This window comes from Nocardia sp. CC201C (assembly GCF_030010695.1).
GTDB classification, from domain to species: domain Bacteria; phylum Actinomycetota; class Actinomycetes; order Mycobacteriales; family Mycobacteriaceae; genus Nocardia; species Nocardia otitidiscaviarum.
Genome location: NZ_JASCXP010000131.1, coordinates 1 through 16,813 on the forward strand (window position 1 = coordinate 1; position 16,813 = coordinate 16,813).

16 protein-coding genes and 1 pseudogene are annotated in these 16,813 nt (G+C 69.4%); 9 read left to right on the forward strand and 8 right to left on the reverse strand.

The window, feature by feature from the left end; all coding sequences use genetic code 11:
- Positions 1 to 497 (reverse strand): annotated as a pseudogene (locus QK444_RS15855) (hypothetical protein); the annotation flags it as partial.
- A gap of 295 nt (positions 498 to 792) precedes the next feature.
- Here QK444_RS15855 and QK444_RS15860 point away from each other — a divergent pair.
- Positions 793 to 1,566: a class I SAM-dependent methyltransferase gene (locus tag QK444_RS15860; RefSeq protein WP_282781073.1), complete on the forward strand. Its 774-nt coding sequence runs from the start codon at positions 793 to 795 to the stop codon at positions 1,564 to 1,566.
- A 6-nt stretch (positions 1,567 to 1,572) separates the two neighbouring features.
- On the opposite strand, the gene QK444_RS15865 is transcribed toward QK444_RS15860, so the two are convergent.
- Together QK444_RS15865 and QK444_RS15870 are read right to left on the reverse strand one after the other, a co-directional pair.
- The gene (locus QK444_RS15865) at positions 1,573 to 2,571 is read right to left on the reverse strand and encodes a DUF1353 domain-containing protein (protein ID WP_282781075.1); all 999 of its coding nucleotides are present in this window, start codon (positions 2,569 to 2,571) and stop codon (positions 1,573 to 1,575) included.
- A gap of 67 nt (positions 2,572 to 2,638) precedes the next feature.
- A complete protein-coding gene (locus QK444_RS15870; protein ID WP_282781077.1) occupies positions 2,639 to 3,031 on the reverse strand; it encodes a DoxX family protein in 393 nt (130 codons plus the stop codon).
- Positions 3,032 to 3,193: 162 nt separating this feature from the next.
- Between QK444_RS15870 and dinB the strand changes: the two genes are divergently transcribed.
- The gene (gene dinB / locus QK444_RS15875) at positions 3,194 to 4,417 is read left to right on the forward strand and encodes a DNA polymerase IV (protein ID WP_282781078.1); all 1,224 of its coding nucleotides are present in this window, start codon (positions 3,194 to 3,196) and stop codon (positions 4,415 to 4,417) included.
- 78 nt (positions 4,418 to 4,495) lie between these two features.
- Complete coding sequence (locus QK444_RS15880; protein WP_282781080.1) at positions 4,496 to 5,743, forward strand: lipase family protein; 1,248 nt, start codon at positions 4,496 to 4,498, stop codon at positions 5,741 to 5,743.
- Here the strand turns inward: QK444_RS15880 and QK444_RS15885 are convergent.
- On the reverse strand, positions 5,732 to 6,631 hold the full coding sequence (locus tag QK444_RS15885) for an SDR family NAD(P)-dependent oxidoreductase (RefSeq protein WP_282781082.1): 900 nt from the start codon (positions 6,629 to 6,631) through the stop codon (positions 5,732 to 5,734). The genes QK444_RS15880 and QK444_RS15885 overlap by 12 nt on opposite strands.
- 121 nt (positions 6,632 to 6,752) lie before the next feature.
- Here QK444_RS15885 and QK444_RS15890 point away from each other — a divergent pair, with 121 nt between their 5' ends.
- Positions 6,753 to 7,577 (forward strand): CPBP family intramembrane glutamic endopeptidase, encoded by an 825-nt coding sequence (locus tag QK444_RS15890; RefSeq protein WP_282781084.1) that lies wholly within the window; start codon positions 6,753 to 6,755, stop codon positions 7,575 to 7,577.
- On the opposite strand, the gene QK444_RS15895 is transcribed toward QK444_RS15890, so the two are convergent.
- Together QK444_RS15895 and QK444_RS15900 are read right to left on the reverse strand one after the other, a co-directional pair.
- The gene (locus QK444_RS15895; RefSeq protein ID WP_282781086.1) at positions 7,578 to 8,819 is read right to left on the reverse strand and encodes a serine hydrolase domain-containing protein; all 1,242 of its coding nucleotides are present in this window, start codon (positions 8,817 to 8,819) and stop codon (positions 7,578 to 7,580) included.
- Positions 8,820 to 8,838: 19 nt separating this feature from the next.
- Positions 8,839 to 9,708 carry a hypothetical protein gene (locus QK444_RS15900; protein WP_282781088.1) on the reverse strand — a complete coding sequence of 290 codons (870 nt, stop codon included), beginning with the start codon at positions 9,706 to 9,708 and terminating at the stop codon, positions 8,839 to 8,841.
- 499 nt (positions 9,709 to 10,207) lie between these two features.
- Between QK444_RS15900 and QK444_RS15905 the strand changes: the two genes are divergently transcribed.
- Positions 10,208 to 11,467, forward strand: coding sequence for a site-specific integrase (locus QK444_RS15905; protein WP_282781090.1), 1,260 nt, complete (start codon positions 10,208 to 10,210; stop codon positions 11,465 to 11,467).
- Positions 11,468 to 11,638: 171 nt separating this feature from the next.
- A complete protein-coding gene (locus tag QK444_RS15910; RefSeq protein WP_282781092.1) occupies positions 11,639 to 13,111 on the forward strand; it encodes an alpha/beta hydrolase in 1,473 nt (490 codons plus the stop codon).
- Positions 13,112 to 13,140: 29 nt separating this feature from the next.
- Here QK444_RS15910 and QK444_RS15915 read toward each other — a convergent pair whose 3' ends face one another.
- Positions 13,141 to 13,827 carry a PAS and ANTAR domain-containing protein gene (locus QK444_RS15915; protein ID WP_282781094.1) on the reverse strand — a complete coding sequence of 229 codons (687 nt, stop codon included), beginning with the start codon at positions 13,825 to 13,827 and terminating at the stop codon, positions 13,141 to 13,143.
- A 96-nt stretch (positions 13,828 to 13,923) separates the two neighbouring features.
- Between QK444_RS15915 and QK444_RS15920 the strand changes: the two genes are divergently transcribed.
- The 3 genes from QK444_RS15920 to QK444_RS15930 are packed head-to-tail and all read left to right on the forward strand — an operon-like array spanning position 13,924 to position 15,621.
- Positions 13,924 to 14,382 carry a hypothetical protein gene (locus QK444_RS15920; RefSeq protein ID WP_282781096.1) on the forward strand — a complete coding sequence of 153 codons (459 nt, stop codon included), beginning with the start codon at positions 13,924 to 13,926 and terminating at the stop codon, positions 14,380 to 14,382.
- Positions 14,383 to 14,423: 41 nt separating this feature from the next.
- The gene (locus QK444_RS15925) at positions 14,424 to 15,224 is read left to right on the forward strand and encodes a helix-turn-helix domain-containing protein (protein WP_282781098.1); all 801 of its coding nucleotides are present in this window, start codon (positions 14,424 to 14,426) and stop codon (positions 15,222 to 15,224) included.
- 10 nt (positions 15,225 to 15,234) lie between these two features.
- A complete protein-coding gene (locus tag QK444_RS15930) occupies positions 15,235 to 15,621 on the forward strand; it encodes a VOC family protein (RefSeq protein ID WP_282781100.1) in 387 nt (128 codons plus the stop codon).
- A gap of 32 nt (positions 15,622 to 15,653) precedes the next feature.
- Here QK444_RS15930 and QK444_RS15935 read toward each other — a convergent pair.
- Positions 15,654 to 16,813 (reverse strand): MFS transporter (locus tag QK444_RS15935; protein ID WP_282781102.1); only part of this gene is annotated, 1,160 nt, incomplete at its 5' end.

Below are 16,813 nucleotides of genomic sequence, written 5' to 3' on the forward strand. Positions count from 1 at the left end.
CCCCCCCCCGCGACCCGGCCCGCCGCGGCTGGGGGGGCGCTCGCCGCGTCCTCGGCCGCCGATTCCGCCGCCGCCCGCGCCTCCTCGCTGTCTCGCCGCGCCTGCTCGGCCGCGGCTGCCGCCATCTCGGCCTCCGCGATTCGGTGCGCGGCGTCCGCCTGCACCGCCCTCACCTGAGCCTCCGCGACGGATGGATCGGCCAGCGTGGACATCTCCGCCACCGCCGCCGACAGCGTCGTCCCCAACTGCTCCGCGAGCCCACGGAACTGCACGAGCAATTCATCGGCCCGCATCCGCGCCACCGTCACCGGCCCCTGTTGCGTCACAGTGACATTAGTGGCCGGGGTCTCTCCCTCCGCCTGCTGCAACCGCTGCCGCTCCCGCCACGCCCGCCAGCGCGTGTGCTCGGGATGGTCACAGTACTCGGAAGGCCGTCCCGGCCCGCCGCCGCGATGGATGGGGCGGGTGCAGCCTGGATAGTTGCAGATGCTCGACACGAACAGAATCGTAGCGTTTGTTTCGTCATTTCCAACGGAACGACACGAAACGAATCCCTCAGTTCCGCAAATCAACTCACGCCGTTCTGACCTCCGATAAGTGAACCTTATCGGGTGTTAGAAATTGCTCAATCCCCTGATCCACCACGCAAACAATACGTTTAGTTTGGTTGGGCCAAACGCTACTAAAGGCCAACGAAACTCTAGAAAAACTGTGCTCGGTGGTACCCCCGTGCCAGACCTGAGCAGCATCGGCGCAAACCGGACATCGGCGGAGTCGCCGTAGCATGATCAGATGACCCCGGCGAACGAGTGGAGATCCCAGCCGCCGGAACTACTGGCGAGGCGAGCGAATTCGTTCGGCGCGGCGGCGGAGTCCTACGACGAGCACCGGCCCGACTATCCGATCCACGCGGTGCGGTGGGCGCTCGAACCGGTGAGCGGACGGCCCCGGATCCTCGATATCGGCGCGGGCACAGGGAAGCTCACCGGCGTGCTCCTCGCTGTGGGTGCGCATGTGACCGCGGTCGAACCGGATGCGGAGATGCGGGCGGTGCTGGCACGCCGTTACCCCGAGGTGCCGACGATGGCGGGTGCGGCGGAATCGATTCCGCTCCAGGATGCCTCGGTCGATGCCGTGCTGGCCGGTCAGGCGTTCCACTGGTTCGACCAAGCTCGGGCATTCCCAGAGTTCGCCCGTGTGCTGCGCCCCGGTGGCGTGGTGGCGGCCTTCTGGAATTCCCCGGACACGTCGATCGAGTGGATCGCCGAATTGAATCGCATCGCGCGCTCGTCGGTGTCGACCGCCCCGGGCATGGATGACAGTCTGGTCGGCCATCCGCTGTTCCATCCTCCGAACCGGGCGGAGTTCCCCCATATGCAGCGACGTACGGCCGAAAGTCTCACCACCACGATCGGGACGCATTCACATACCCTGGTCCTCCCCCGAGCCGAGCGCGCCGAGGTGCTGGACAGGATTGCGGCCTATCTCGCCGGGCACCCGGAAACCGCTGGCGGCGAGTTCGATTTCCCGCTGCGTACGAAGGTGATTCGCGTGGTCCTGAGGTGAACGGCCTCAGGCGTACCACCACGACAGCGCGAAGACGACCACGAGCGCCGCGACGAAGACGATGGCCAGGGCTCTGGCCAGGGGTGGGCTGAATTCCTGTAGCCGCTCGACGCCGATGTAGAGCACACCGATCAGCAGAATGGGAACGATCGCGGGGACGATCAAGGCGACCAGCGGACCGATGATCCATCCAGCCGTTCGGAACTTGCCCCAGGCGGTGCCGAGGAGCAGCGGGATCAGGATCGCGCCGGCGAAGCCGCCGATCAGGGCCGGGATCGGGCGTTCGCCGATCCACGGTACGCCCGGGATGCCGTCGATGTTCAGCAGGTCGAGGGTGGACCAGATGCCCAGCAGGACAATCGCGAGCAGGCTGCCCCACAGGGCACCGCGGTAATGCCACTTCTGCTTTCGCGACCAGTCGACCTGGCGGGCGTGGTAGATGGTCGCGGCGGTGACCGCCGACCAGACCATCCAGCGGCGGATCAGCCCGGTACCCGTCTTGCCCATGGCGTCGCGGAAGATGCGGTCGGCCTCGTCGCGGTGGATCTCGCGTTCGGCGATGTAGCTCGCTGGCTCGTTCTTGGACAGCACCAGACCGTCGTGCAGGATGGCTGCGGGCAGATGTGCGCCGGTCTTGGGGACCAACCAGGTCAGGAAGGCCGGGACCGAGGTGAGATCGGTGGTCCAGTTCTCCAGGTCGGCGGGTACCAGGATGCGACCGACACCCACCTCCGGGGCGTCGTCGTAGTAGCCGATCCGCCGCGTGAGCCGGAACTCCTCACGCCGGGTGGTGTTGTTGAACCGTCGGTCCAACACGATGGCGAGATCGGGCTCCGCGGCGAATCCCCCGACCGAATCCTCGGATTCGTTCCTCGGCTCCGGTGGCTCCACGGGCGGGACGTTGACGACGACCGCCTCGGAGTCGATGGTGCCCGCCGCCTCCTCGGCGGGTGCCTCACCGCCGTCGTAGAAGGGTCCGTCGTCCTGCTCCACCTGGAGCTTCATACTGCTCAGGGTACGTGGGTACGGTCCAGTTACCGGACCGCCCCGGTAACGGTGTGGCCTACCCGCGTCAGCCGGTGAAGGATTCGGGACCGAAGCGGCCCCACGCGACGAAGGCCGCCATGGCGAGGTAGATGAAGTTCACCGCGACGAACTTGTACTGCCCGTAGCGTCCGTGGGTGATCATCGCGCCGATCATCAGCAGAATCCAGCACACGGCGGTCACCGGCACCAGCACCGGTGCGATATCGAGCGCGGCGGGCAGCACGAATCCGGCCGCCGCCAGCAACTCCAGGGCTCCGAGTGTCCGGACGAATCCCGTACTCGCATGAATGGTCCAGCCGCCACCGGACTTCTCCCCCAGCTCATCCAGTTTCGCTTTGTTCATGAACGCCTTGGTGAGGCCGCCGAACAGCGCGAGCACGGCGAGCAACCCGGCGACGATCCAGAGGGCGAGGTTCATGTGCTTCTTCTCCTTCGGTATGCCTACCGGCGTGCCAGGTGGACAGCCGGTCGAGCATCAGACGCCGCCCGGCCCATATCCGTGACACCCGCCCCGGAGTGACCTGTGTCATGGAGCCGCCGTGCCAAAGGGTAGAAAACAGACAGATCGGTATGCGAACATATGTTCGTGTCGAGATCCGGAACACCTGGTCCACGCCCCGAGCGGGCGTCGATTCTGCACGCGGATCTCGACTCGTTCTATGCCTCGGTCGAACAGCGGGACAACCCTCGACTGCGCGGAAAGCCGGTGATCGTCGGCCCGGGCGTGGTGCTGGCGGCGAGCTATGAGGCGAAGGCGTTCGGGGTGCGCACGCCCATGAACGGGAGGCAGGCCCGGCGGCTGTGTCCGCACGCACTGGTGGTGCCGCCGCGGATGGGCGCGTACGCCCAGGCCAGCAAGGCGGTGTTCGAGATCTTCCGGGACACCACTCCGGAGGTGGAGGGGATCTCGATCGACGAGGCGTTCCTGGATGTGGGCGGACTCCGGCGGATCGCCGGGGAGCCGGTGGAAATCGCGCGGCGACTGCGCGCCCGGGTGCGCGACGAGGTGGGTTTGCCGATCTCGGTGGGGGTGGCGCGGACGAAATTCCTGGCCAAGGTGGCCAGCGCCGTTTCCAAACCCGATGGGCTGCTGGAGGTTCCGCCGGACCAGGAACTGGAGTTCCTACACCCGCTGCCGGTGGAGCGGCTGTGGGGCGTGGGCGAGGTGACAGCCCGGGAGCTGCATGAGCGCGGCATCACCCGGGTCGGACAGTTGGCGGAGATGGGTGAGAGCGCGCTCGCGGCGGCGCTCGGCCCCGCTGCCGGACGGCATCTGTACGCGCTGTCCTGGGCGCGCGATCCGCGCCGTGTCGACACCGGTCGACGGCGGCGATCCATCGGTGCGCAGCGCGCCCTCGGCCGACGCTCGCGCGGTGACGAGGAGTTGGAGGCGTATCTGCACGGTCTGGCCGACCGACTCGGCCGCCGCCTGCGCGCCGCGCACCGCGTATGCCGAACCGTGGTGCTGCGCTTGCGGTTCGACGATTTCAGCCGGGCCACGCGCTCGCACACCCTGGCGGAGGCGACCGACAGCGGCGCGGTCGTGCTGCGGGCCGCCCGTGCCCTCCTCGCGGCCGCGTTGCCGATGATTCACGAGCGTGGCGTGACCCTCATCGGACTGTCACTGACGAATCTCGACCATGCCGAGAGTATGCAGCTGTCGCTGCCGTTCGAGCCGCGTGCGGAGTCCACGCTCGACTCGACGTTGGACGCACTGCACGACCGTTTCGGTGCGGGCGCGGTGACGCGAGCGGCGCTGCTGCGGCGTGGCGAGGGCTTGTCCGTTCCCCTGCTGCCCGACTGAAACGAATGCTTGTAACTTGTGCGCGGCACGCCGGTGTGTAACAAGAAGACCGATCAGTACTTATGCCAGGATTTCGGCATGCAAGGTCGTCAGCGGGTATGCGCCCGCGTGTGGACCACCCTCGCCGCCGTGGCCGCCGTACTGGCTCCGGCGTTGCCCGCATACGCCGATCCCGGCCGCGATATCGTCGATCCGCCGCGCCGGCTCGCGTCGGTGCTGCCGACTCCGCTCGATGACCCGTTCTACACGCCGCCGCCCGGGTGGGAAGAGCTCGCACCGGGCGGACTGCTGGCGGCGCGGTCGGTCCAGCACTGGTTTCCGACCCCGGTGCGAGCGGTCGAACTGCTGCTCCGATCCACGGACGCGCGTGGCCGACCCGCACCCGTGGTCGCGACCCTGTACACGCCGACCACGGCATGGGAACGCCCCGGCCCGCGCCCGCTCATCTCCTACAACATCCCAACCAGCTCCCTCGGAAATACCTGCGCCCCTTCGTATCAGCTCAAACAGGGCATCCAGGCCGATCTCTGGTCGATCCAGCTGCTGCTCGCCGCGAACTACGCCGTGCTCGTGCCGGACCACCAGGGTCCGCGGCAGGCGTACGCCGCCGGGCATATGGGCGGACATGCCGTGCTCGACGCGGTGCGCACCGCCGTCCGGCTCGGGCTGCCCGACCTCACCCCGCAGAGCCCGATCGTGCTGTCCGGCTACTCCGGCGGCGCCATCGCCACCGGGTGGGCGGCGGAACTGGCACCCGCCTACGCACCCGAACTCGCCCTAGCCGGTGCCCTCATCGGCGGACTCCCCGCCGACTACGGCCAGCTCGTGCGCACCATGAGCGGCAATGCCGCCACGGGCGTCTTCCTCGCGGCGACACTGGGTCTCGCCCGCGAATACCCCCAGTTGCTGACACTGCTCAACGACAACGGCTGGCGGCTGGCGCACGCCCTGCGGGACGCGTGCGTCGCCGTCGAGGCGGCGCTCGGGTTCATCGCCCCCATCACCTTGGACGTGCTGACCGACCATCCCGACCCCTTCGCACTGCCCATGGTGCGAAAGGTCGTGGCGGACAACACCTTGGGCACGCTCGCACCGGAGGTTCCGGTCTTGCTCTACCACGGAGTGGACGAATTCTGGATTCCGCTCGCGGGTGCGCGGGAGGTGTACGACAACTGGTGTCGGGCCGGTGCACGGGTACGGCTGGAGGTCCTGCCCGGTGAGCACTTCATGGTCGGTGCGTTCGCTGTCCCCACGCTCGCCCGGTGGGCCGACGACCTGATCGCCGGACGGCTGGTGCCCGACGGATGCTCCCGTTCAGTCGGCTAGCCCGACCAGACGGGCGCTGTCATCCCACAGTGCCGCCGCCAGATCGTCGCGACGAGCCAGTTCGGAGGGGTCCGGCCAGGTGAGCTCGCCGTGTCGCAGCGCGGCGTAGGTGCGTCCCGGCGGCGGTGTGACCGTGCCGAGCGCGAGATCCGCCAGGGCGTTCGCGGCGGCCACGCGGGTATTGAGATTGCGGTTGAACCGGCGCAGCGGAGCGCCGACCGGCGTGCCGAGGACCGACCACGCGATCCGCAGCGGCAGCGCCAGATCTCGGGCCAGCCCGGTGCCGAAGACCTGCCCCGGGTCGTAGGCGAGGGCGGTGATGTGGCGAGACCGGATGTCCGCGTGGGCATCGAGGGCGCGAACGGTGAGCACGGCGCACAGTTTCGATGCCGTGTAGGCGTGCTGGCCCGCGGTGCGGGCGTTCGGGTGGCGGCCCGGATCCCGGTCCGGGTGGGCGAGCAGTTCGGCATCGGCATGCCGGGGCAGAGCCAGGCTTGCTCCGGTCGCGGGATCGTGGGTTCCACTCGTGGTCAACACGATTCGCCCCTTCTCCGCCAGCGACGGCAGCAGGAGCCGCAGCAGCAGATAGTGGGCGAGATGATTGACGGCGAAACAGGTTTCGTAGCCGTCGGCCGTGCGTCCCGCGGCATCGGGCAGGATCGTGCCCGCGTTGAGAATCAGCACATCGATCATGTTCTCGCCCAGCGATTCCCGCACCGCCGTCGCGAAAGCCCGCACGGATTCCAGACTGGCGAGATCGAGTGCGATGGCATCGGCGGACGGGGAGCGTTCCCCCGTGATCAGCCGTATCCCCGATGAGCGCGCGAGCCGTTCCGCCGTGATCGCGCCGAAACCGGAACTGCCGCCTGTCATCACGATCGTCGTCATGTTGGCACCCTTCGATCGGGTCCGTGCCGCTGACATCGGCAAGTCTACGAGGTTCACCCCGCCCGGCCGGTCGGGTTGGCGGAATGGCTGTCGATGATCATCGGCGGCTACCGTGGGCGGGGTGCACACCCCGTCCCGAACGAGTACCGCTCTGCTGGTCGGTGGGATCGCCGCGTACGTCGCGGCGCTCGTCGTCCTGATCGGCACCGGCCACACCGCGGTGCGCTACTCCGGGGACGACGCCGAAACCGTCGCCCTGTGGCTGCTGTGGCTGCCCGCACTCGCCGGGCTGGCGCTGGCCTGGGCGATTCCGCCACGCGAACCGGCGCGGGATCCCTTCGCGGCGGCGGATCCGCGCCGGGTCACCCGACAGGCGGTCGTGTTGGCGGGGCTGGGGGTGGCGTTCACGGTGGGGCTGCATCTCGCGCCGCGGACCGACCTGTGGTTCGTTGGGCTCAAACTCGTGCTGCTGGTCGCGATTCCGTGGGCGTCGCGGCTGGTGACCTGGCGGGAATGGACCGCACCGAGCACGCGCGGCCGGTGGTTGCGTCCCTTGGCCGCGGTGGCCGCGTTCGAACTGGTCCGCTCCCTGACCGGGCCGGAGTCGGATGGCGTGGTACCGGATGTGGTGACGATCGCGCTGGTCTTCCTGCTCAATGCGGTGATCGAGGAGGTGTTCTACCGGTTCTGGCTACAGACCCGGCTCGAATCCCGCTACGGACGGTGGCCCGCCATTCTGGTGGCCAGCGTGTTGTGGGCGTCCTGGCATTCCGCGCTGCTGAGTATCGCCGGGGTGGGGGTGGACCTGGCGGCGGCCGTGGCGAAACTCGGTGTGGACGGGCTGTTCCTGGGCTATCTGTGGTCGCGGCACCGCAATCCGTGGGTGCAGCTGCTGATGCACGGACTGATCAACGCGCCGATCGTGATGCTGCTCGCCGTGCGCTGATCAAGGACGGCGGACCGTGTCGGAGATACGGGCGACGAGTCGCCACGGGCGTTCGGTGTCGGCGACGGCTTTGCCGCTGGTGAGGATCGCGCCCGCGAGCCCGCGCGCCGGATCCGCCCAACCGTACTGGGTGGTCAGTCCGCTGCGGCCGAAATGGGATTCGGTGTTCCGGCCGAACTTCGAGCGGCGGCCGCCGAGTTCGTACCCGGCCACCGAGACTCGACCGGCGATACTCGGAATCCACCTGGCCGGGCGGACGGCGGCTTGGACCGTTTCCGGGTGCATGATGCGCACACCGTCCAATTCACCACCGCGCGCGAGGATTTCGTAGAACCGGGACAGTTCGTATGCCGTGGTCACCAGATTGCCCGAGGGCAGTTCCGCGGTGAGGAATGCCCGCTCGGCGGCCGCATCGGTGCGCCCGGACAGGCCGCCGCCGAGCGCACGACCGGCCAGATAGCGCCACACCCGCGACGGTCCCGGCCCGACCCGCACGCTCGGCACTACCCGGTCGACGTCCGCGGGCCGTACCCCGAAGTTGGTCCACCGGAAGCCGAGCGGTTCGAGCACCTGCTCCCGCAAATGGTCGCGCATCCGGGCGCCCGTGGCCCGCTGCACGAGCAGTCGTTGAATCAATCCGCTGGTCAGAGCGTGATACACGCGCAGGCGGCCGGGTCGCCAACTCGGTTCGAGGTCGCGCAGCGCCCGCACCGCCAGTTCTTCGTCGAGAACCAGTTCCGAACCCCGGTACGGCGGCGTGATGAACGGCACCCCCGCGGCATGCGAGAGCACATCGCCGATGGTGATGCGGTCCTTGCCGTGTGCCGCGAACTCCGGAATGTAGCGGCTCACCGGATCTTCGAGGGCGAACGCACCCTGCTCGATGAGCATGAACATGAGCGCCGCCGACACGCCCTTGGCGGTCGAGAAGCCGCAGAACGGCATCTCGGTGGTCACCACCACCTTTTCCGCTGTATCACCATCGCCTGTATCGCCATCGCCCGGCGCATTCCCCCACCCGTGTCCGATCGCCCGATTCAGCACGACCTGCCCGTGCCGCCGCACGCACACCTGGATCGCGGGAGTGGTCCCCATCCGGTACCACTCCCGCACGGCCTCCCAGATGCCGTCCACATCGGTCCCGCTCAGCCCCGCCGCCCCGGGCTCGTCCTCCCGCCCCACCGTCGTCACGGCATCCAGATCCGCCCCCACCAGCACCAACGAACTCGTGACCGCGCCCATCCGACCAGGATAGAGAAGATCAGCCGAACAGCTCCTCGGCCGTCGCCACCGTCACAGCCCGCCGCAACCACGCCTCGAGCCGCTCGGTATCCGCACACCCCAACACCCGCTCACGCACCTCGGCGCCGATCGGGATCCCTCGGGTCTCCAGCACGGTCAATACGGCCGTCGCTTCCCCTTCGGCTCGCCCCTCGCTCCTGCCCTCGGCGATATACTTCCGAGCGAAATCACTCTGATACTCATACGCCGTGCTCATCAGTACCTCCAAGTGGTTCCGCGCTGCGACCGACAGTGCGGCGTGTACGACGTCATAGTACATTTTGGCGCGCTCGTCATCGGCCTGTCGCAACCCTTCGAGCAGCGCGAACAGGACCTTGTCGGCCTGCGGCCCCTCGGCGTGCGCAATGGCCGAGAGCACGGCGCGCTCCGGCACCTCGACCGCCGAATCGCGGTCGGTGACCGCCGGAATTCCGTCCGGTCCGAGCACCATGGGCCGCAGCACCCAGCCGGGGTGCCCCATGGCTATTCCGGTCCGGCTCCATTCGGCTATCTCCGGAATCGGCGAAACAACCAGGAGGAAGACGGGACAGCGCAGGCGGGAGCGCAGCGTGGCCGCGTAGACGGGCCACGCCCAACGGCGACTCTCGTCGCGGCAGAGCTGGACCTCCACCACGATGCCCGCCACCGCCTCGCCCGCACCGTCGACCAGGGAAAGAGCGGTATCGCCGCGGAACTCCTTCGGGCCGATGTCGGTGAAGTCGCACGGTTCGGAGCGAATGTCGCGAAATGGTGGTAGACGGATGCCGAAAACCTCGGAGAGGTAGCCAGCCGCCAGCTCTGGGCGGTTACGAAACAGTTCCACCAGGCCTTCGTGCAGATAGGAGGGCACGGAGGGAACGTTAACGGGAATTCGCTGGGGGCTCAGGTGAATTGGCGTGTCGGTGTGGGGACTCGCCGGGCGGGTTTACGGGTGGGGGCCGGGGTTATGGCGGTCGATGCCCGGAGTGTCCGGGTCGATGGGATCGGAGGGCGATCGAAGGGAGTGGCCGATGGCGGTATTGCTCGGAATCGGGGTCGGGGTCGTGTCGGCCGCCGCAGTTCCCGCGGTGGCGTTCGGGGGGTCTCAGAGTTCGGACTATCCGCAGCCTGGATCGGGGTTGCCGGGTGGGTGCGTGATGTTGTGCGATTCGGGGCCGCCCGCCACGACCTGGGAGGTGCCGACACCGTGTGGATGCGAGGTTCCGCCGTACACCACGCCGGGATGGACCATGCCGTTGGGCGGCGGGCCGGTGGAGGCTCCGTTCGGTGTGCTGGGCCGGTCCTGACCGGGCGCGCGAGTCGGCGCGGAAGGCCGGATAAGGGGCGGATTGCGCCTAGGCTGGTCTGTTGTGAGCGACTCCGGGGTCAATGGCGATGACACGGTGACCGTTTCCCCCGAGGTGGGCGGCACCCCGAATGCTGTTGTCGCCGTGCCCGATGCGGTGCGTGGCGAGTTGCGGCGCGGTGTCGGGAGCGTACTGGTGGACGCGGCGGCGCTGCGGCTGGTGCGGGAGCGGTTCGACGGTGCGCAGGCGGGGGCGTTGCGCCGGTATCTGGAGGCGTCGCAGTCGGGAAATACGGTGCGGGCGTACCGGTCCGATTGGATCGGGTGGGCGGCCTGGTGTGCGGCCGAGGGGCGGCAGGCGCTGCCCGCGGACGCGCTGGATGTGGCGGTCTATCTGGCCGCCGCGGCGGACGCTCGGCGCGATACCGGCGAATGGGCGTTCAGCCCGGCCACGCTGGAGCGCAAGGCGGCGGCCATCGCGGCGGTGCACGCGGCCAATGGGCTGCCCTCGCCCACCCGGTCGGACGTGGTTCGGTTGACACTGCGCGGTATTCGCCGCACCCGCCGGACACCCCCGACCCGCAAACGTCCGGTACTGCTGCACACCCTCGACCAGCTGCTGGCCCAGCTGCCCGCGTCCGGGTGGCCGGCCGAACCGGCGCGGCGGCGCGATCGCCTGGCCTTGCTGATCGGTTTCGCGGGCGCGCTGCGACGCAGCGAACTCGCCGGGCTCCGGATCGCGGACGTGCGGGTGCAGCAGGATCACACCACCGGGGAACCGGTCCTGCTCGTGCACCTGCCCACCACCAAGACCGACCCGACCGGTGTCGCCGAGCAGCGGGTGGCGCTGCCGCGCGGGCAGCGCCCGCACACCTGCCCGGTGTGCGCCTTCGCCGACTGGGTGCGTCTCCTCGAAATCCACACGGCCGGAGGAACTGTCGCGGTCCGCGGCGCCCTCGCCGACCGGCTGCCCGACAGCGACATCCACCGTTGCCACGGCTTCACCGGCACCACCCTCGCCGAGTCCGCCGACGTGCCGCTCTTCCCCACCGTCAACCGCCACGGCGGGATCGGCGATCAGTCCATGTCCGGCCGAGCCGTCGCCGAACTGGTGAAACGCTATGCCGCCCGCGCGGGTCTGGACCCCGACCTGTTCTCCGGCCATTCCCTGCGCGCCGGTTTCGCCACCCAGGCCGCCCTGGGCGGAGCCAGCGACCGCGAGATCATGCGCCAGGGCCGCTGGTCCAATCCGCGCACCGTGCACGGCTACATCCGCACCGCGAATCCCTTGGAGGACAACGCCGTCACCAAACTCGGCTTGTAGCGATCGTGCACATCGCCGCGAGCTCGGTAGGTGCGACCACAGGCGTACCCACCCGGGACCCAGGTCGCGTTCGGGTCCAACCGTAAGGCGGATGTGCTCGGTATCGGCGATGAGTAATGCTCGACCGCGAGGTAGCCCAGCACCGATCGACGACGCCGAGGAGGACCCGCCATGCCGAGCAAGGCCCTGACTGTCGGACTCGCCGCCGCTGCCGCCGCGGTGCTCGTGGCGGGTGCCGTGGTGTGGGTGTCGAGGGACGAGCCGACGACCGCAGCCGAGGTGGTCGCCGCCCCGGTCTGGGGTGCGTGTCCCGAATCCGCCGCCGCGGATCGGATGCAGTGCGCACGGCTCACCGTCCCGTTGGATTACCGCGACCCCGACGGCCGCCGGATCGACATCGCGATCTCACGCTTGCCCAGCGCGCACCCCGACAAACGCCGAGGGGTGCTGTTCACCAACCCCGGTGGCCCCGGCGGCGCGGGTCTGGGCTATCCGGCACTGCTGGCCGCTGCGAAACTGCCGCAGTCGGTCTTGGATGCCTACGACGTGATCGGTATGGACCCCCGAGGTGTGGGCGAGTCCACGCCGGTCACGTGCGGACTGAGCGAAGCCCAGCGGCAGCGCCGGAATCTGCCCGCCTACGCCCACACCGACGCCGACGTCACGACGGAGGCCGAGTTCGCGCGGGCTGTCGCCGATCAGTGCGCCACCTCCGACAGCGCGTGGCTGCTGCCGCACACCACCACCGCGAACACCGCCCGCGATATGGACCGCGTCCGCGCGGCGCTGGGCGAGGACACGATCTCCTACCTCGGCCACTCCTACGGCACCGCGCTGGGTGCGGTGTACGCGACGATCTTTCCCGGGCGCGGCGACCGGATCGTGCTCGACAGCGCGCTGGGTCCGGGCGGCTACGACCACACCGCCTTCCGGCGGTTGGCGCGCGGGGTGCAGGAGCGCTTCCCCGATTTCGCCGCGTACGTCGCCGCACACCCCGAATACGGACTGGGCGGCACCCTGGACGAGCTCGAGGCCGCATTCGACGATCTCGCCGCCCGCCTGGACGCCGACCCGATCGGCGGCATCGACGGCACCCGGTTTCGCGGGATGACCATGGACTATCTGTTCAGCGACGCCGCCCTGCCCGCCCTGGCCGCGTCCTGGCGGGCACTCGACAACGGACAGCCCGCGCCCGAAGCGCCGCCGCCGGGCGACGTCGACAACCTCATCTCCAGCCGCCACGCGGTGCTGTGCGCGGACTCACGCTGGCCACACGAGATCGGCGACTACCAGCGCAGCGCCGCCGCGGATCGCGAGCGGTATCCGATGATGGGGGGCTCCACCGGCAATATCGTGCCGTGCGCGTACTGGCCCGATACGCGGACTGCGCCGTGGGTGCCGATCACGGATCGGGGTCCCTCCAACGTGCTCATCCTGCAGAACGAGCGCGACCCCGGTACACCGCTGATCGGTGCCCGGGAAATGCGCGAGAGCCTGGGCACGCGTGCCCGGATGGTGACCGTCGACCAGGGCGGGCACGGCGTCTATCCATTCGGGGCCAACACCTGCGCCAACGACATCGCCACCGCTTTCCTCACCGCCGGAACGCGACCCGACCGGGACACGCACTGCCCCGCGAACTGATTGCCCCCGGACGCGGGAACTCCGCTGCGTCACCGGTCATCGGTGATTCGTTCGTGCACGGTCAGCAGGACGTGGTCGAAGCGGGTGCGGGCGCGGACGTCCATGGGCGGGGTGGCGGTCGTCGCGGCCACCAGCGCCGCGGCCAGGTCGCGGAGTTTGGTGTTGGTGACCTGGGAGCGCCAGCGCAGGACCTGAAACGCCTGATCGGGTGACAGGGCGTAGATCGCCATGAGGATGCCCTTGGCCTGTTCGATCGCGGCGCGCTGTTCCACGATCTCGGGCAGGACCTCGCCGAGTAGGTCGACGGATTCGGGGAGGCTGTCGGTGAGGTCGACGCAGTAGCCGCCGGTGCCGATGACGATGCCGTCGTCGTCGGTGATCGGTTCGGACACCACGACCACCTGATGCTCGTCCCCGTCGGTGTCGATGATGCGGTGGCGGCTGGAGAACGGCGCGTGGTCGCGCACCGAGGTGACCAGTTCGGCTTCGACGCGGTCGCGGTCGTCGGGATGCTTGTGCGAGAGCAGCAGTTCCGTGCTCGGCTCGACGTCACCGGGCTCGTACCCGTGCAGGCGCGCCATCTCGTCCGACCATTCCCAGCGCTGGTCGGCGAACTCCATCCGGAACGACCCCACTCGCACCGCGTCGCCGGCCCCCACGACCTTCTCGACCGCCCGCAGGCTGTCATCACCGATGTCTTCGGATACGTCCGTCACCTCGCCAGTATTCAGGCAGCGGCCTCGGTGCGGTAGTCCGGCCAGCATGTAAATGCTGCCTTGACACGCGAGGTGTTGTCAAGGCAGCATTTACACATGGATGAATCCCCGCAGCGAGACCCCGCCGATGAGCGGGCCGTGTTCGCGAAACTGCTGTCCGCCAATGCCGAACTCGTCGCCGAGGTGCTGCACCCCGCCGACGGCAAGCCCGCCGCGTCCGTGATCGCCGCTCTACAAGCCGCCCGCAGTCTCGACAGCGTGGTGGACAGCGTGCTGCGCATGCTCGTGCAGCAGGCGCGTGTGGAGGGGCACACCTGGGCGGAGATCGGTGAGCTGTTCGGCACCTCGCGACAGGCGGCGTTCCAGCGGTTCGGCGGCCCCGACGCGGCCTTCCCGCCCGTTCCACCACCCCCGCCGATGCCGCCGATCCCGGCGATGCCACCCGTGCCGAATATGCCGATGCCACCGAAAATGCCACCCGTGCCGCACTTTTCGAGCATGCCCGCCCCGCACCCGGAGCATCACGATCACACTCGCCGGACGCCGCCCGCGTAACGCGTCGAAAGCCGCGATGCCGCTCGTGTGACAATGCGGGGGTGGATCTGAGTCAGGCGTGCCGGGCCGCGGGTATCGGCGTGGTGGCCGTCAGCGACCACCGCGGACCACCGCGACCGCATCGGGCCGTCCCTGCCCTGTCCGCGCGGCTGGTGATCAGCCTGGGCGCTCCGCTCGAGGTGCGCTACGACGGGCGCGTCGAGACCGCTCAGGCCGTCGTGGCCGGATTCCTGCGCCCCGGTGTCGCGACTCCGGCCCTGACGCTGCGGTCGGCGCAGCCGACCGTGTATGCCGAACTGTCACCCACCGCGTTCCAGCGGCTCACCGGAGTGCCGCTCAGCGAGGTGAACGCCGGTGGGGTGGATGCCGGCGCCGTGCTCCCGTGGGCGCGCTCGCTCGGCATGGAACTGGCCGCACAGCCGCCCGAGCACCGCGCCGCCGTCACCCGCCTCCGGCTGCTCGAGCAGTTGTCCCGGGCCGATTCCGTCCGGGGGGCCGAGGACGCGCTCCACACCCTGGCGCGGATCGGAGCCAGCGGAGGCAGCGCCTCGGTGGCGGACCTGGCACGCACCGCACACCTGAGCCCCCGGCGGCTGCGTGAGGTCATGCGGCAGTCGCTGGGCATCACGCCCAAATTCGCCTCTCGGATCGCACGGTTGTCCTCCGCCGTACACCGCGCCGCCACGGGCGCGGATTCCTGGGCGCAGGTCGCGGCCGAATCCGGATACCACGATCAAAGTCACCTCGTGCACGACTTTCGCGACCTCATGAACACCACGCCGTCCGGGTGGCTGCTGGAAGAGGGCCGAAATCTACAAGGCTGGCGGCGCGCCTCCTCGTGATCATGGCTGCATGAACTCCGAACTGCACCCCAAACTGTTGGTCTCCGACGCCGACTCCGCGATCGACTTCTACATCCAAGCCCTCGGTGCCGAACCGGGCCTGCGCGTGGCCGATGACGACGGTGTCGTCAACCACGCCGAACTCAGGTTGGGCGATGTCGTCTTCGCGCTGGCCCAGAGCGTGGCGGAGTGGGGATGGCGCGATCCCGAATCGGTGGGCGGCTCCCCCGTCCTGCTCACACTCACCGTGCCGGACCCCGATGCCACCGCGGCGAACATGCTGCGGCACGGGGCCCGGCTCGAAATCCCGATCGAGGACCGGCCCTACGGCAAACGCCAGGGCCGAGTGCGCGATCCGTTCGGCCATCTCTGGGTCGTCAGCGGAGAGCTCCGGTAGGCCGCCGCGGCCGAGCCGTGGCTTCGTCGCGATTACGGAGCCGACCTGTCGGCGACAGCCATCGCCGCCTCGTCTCCGTTCGGGCGCGGCATGCGCAGGATCGCCAGGGTGAGCAGGCAGCCGAGCAGCGCCAGGGCCGCCGAGGCGGCGAAGCCCGCGCGGAGGCCCTGGACATGGTCGTGAGTGGCGTCGGTGACGGATTGGGCGAGCAGGAGTACGGCGGTGACGCCGAGTCCGGAGCCGACGCGCTGGGCGGTGTTCACGGTGCCGGCCGCGATGCCGCGGTCGGTTTCGGCCACCGCTTCGACGGCGGGGGCGGTGACACCGACGAAGGCCGCGGGTAGGCCGATGCCGAAGACGACGGCGGCGGGCAGCACGTCCATCGGGTAGTCGCCGTGTTCGGGCAGGCGGGCCAGCCAGCCGAGTGCGAGCGCCTGCAGGGCCAGGCCGCCCGCGAGCACCCCGGTCGCGCCGAGCCGTTCGAGGGCGTAGGGAATCACGGTGCGGGACACCACGATATTGACCACGGCCACCGGCAGCACCGCGAGCCCGGACAGGGTCGGGCTGTAGCCCTGGGTGTTCTGCAGATACAGCGCCAGCAGCGCGAAAGCGGGCACGTGCGCCGCGCCGACGAGGGTGTTGACCGCGGCCGAACCGCTCACCCGGCGGATGTGGAACAGTCGCAGCGGCAGCAGCGGATGCGGGATGCGGGCCTCGATCAGCAGGAAGGCCGCCACGCCGAGCAGCCCGGCGATGGTCAGCGGGGCCGCGAGCGATCGGGCGTCCGGATCGCCCCACGCGCCGATGCCGTAGCCGAGGATCAGCAGTGCCACAGTTCCGGTGACCGCGCCGGGTATGTCGAGGCGTCCGCCCGACCGCGCCGAATCCCCTGGCAGCAGCACGAGTCCCGCCAGTGCCGCCACGCCCACGGGCAGATTGATGAGGAAGATCGACGGCCAGCCGAACACATCGGTGAGCGGACCGCCGACGGCCGTGCCGATGGCCGCGCCCGCCGCACCCATGGCGGTCCAAACGCCGAAGGCCCGCCGCCGCGCGGCCGGATCGGTGAAGGTCGCGGTCAGCAACGCCAGCTGCGCCGGAATCACGACCGCCGCGCCGACGCCCTGCAGTGCCCGGGCGGCGATCAATACCGTTGGGCTTCCGGCGAATCCGGCCAGCGCCGACGCAGCGG

Coding starts and splice junctions, on each gene's coding strand:
- QK444_RS15860 (WP_282781073.1), top strand. CDS start 793: ATGACCCCGGCGAACGAGTGGAGATCCCAGCCGCCGGAACTACTGGCG.
- QK444_RS15865 (WP_282781075.1), bottom strand. CDS start 2,571: ATGAAGCTCCAGGTGGAGCAGGACGACGGACCCTTCTACGACGGCGGT.
- QK444_RS15870 (WP_282781077.1), bottom strand. CDS start 3,031: ATGAACCTCGCCCTCTGGATCGTCGCCGGGTTGCTCGCCGTGCTCGCG.
- dinB (WP_282781078.1), top strand. CDS start 3,194: ATGTTCGTGTCGAGATCCGGAACACCTGGTCCACGCCCCGAGCGGGCG.
- QK444_RS15880 (WP_282781080.1), top strand. CDS start 4,496: ATGCAAGGTCGTCAGCGGGTATGCGCCCGCGTGTGGACCACCCTCGCC.
- QK444_RS15885 (WP_282781082.1), bottom strand. CDS start 6,631: ATGACGACGATCGTGATGACAGGCGGCAGTTCCGGTTTCGGCGCGATC.
- QK444_RS15895 (WP_282781086.1), bottom strand. CDS start 8,819: ATGGGCGCGGTCACGAGTTCGTTGGTGCTGGTGGGGGCGGATCTGGAT.
- QK444_RS15910 (WP_282781092.1), top strand. CDS start 11,639: ATGCCGAGCAAGGCCCTGACTGTCGGACTCGCCGCCGCTGCCGCCGCG.
- QK444_RS15920 (WP_282781096.1), top strand. CDS start 13,924: ATGGATGAATCCCCGCAGCGAGACCCCGCCGATGAGCGGGCCGTGTTC.
- QK444_RS15930 (WP_282781100.1), top strand. CDS start 15,235: ATGAACTCCGAACTGCACCCCAAACTGTTGGTCTCCGACGCCGACTCC.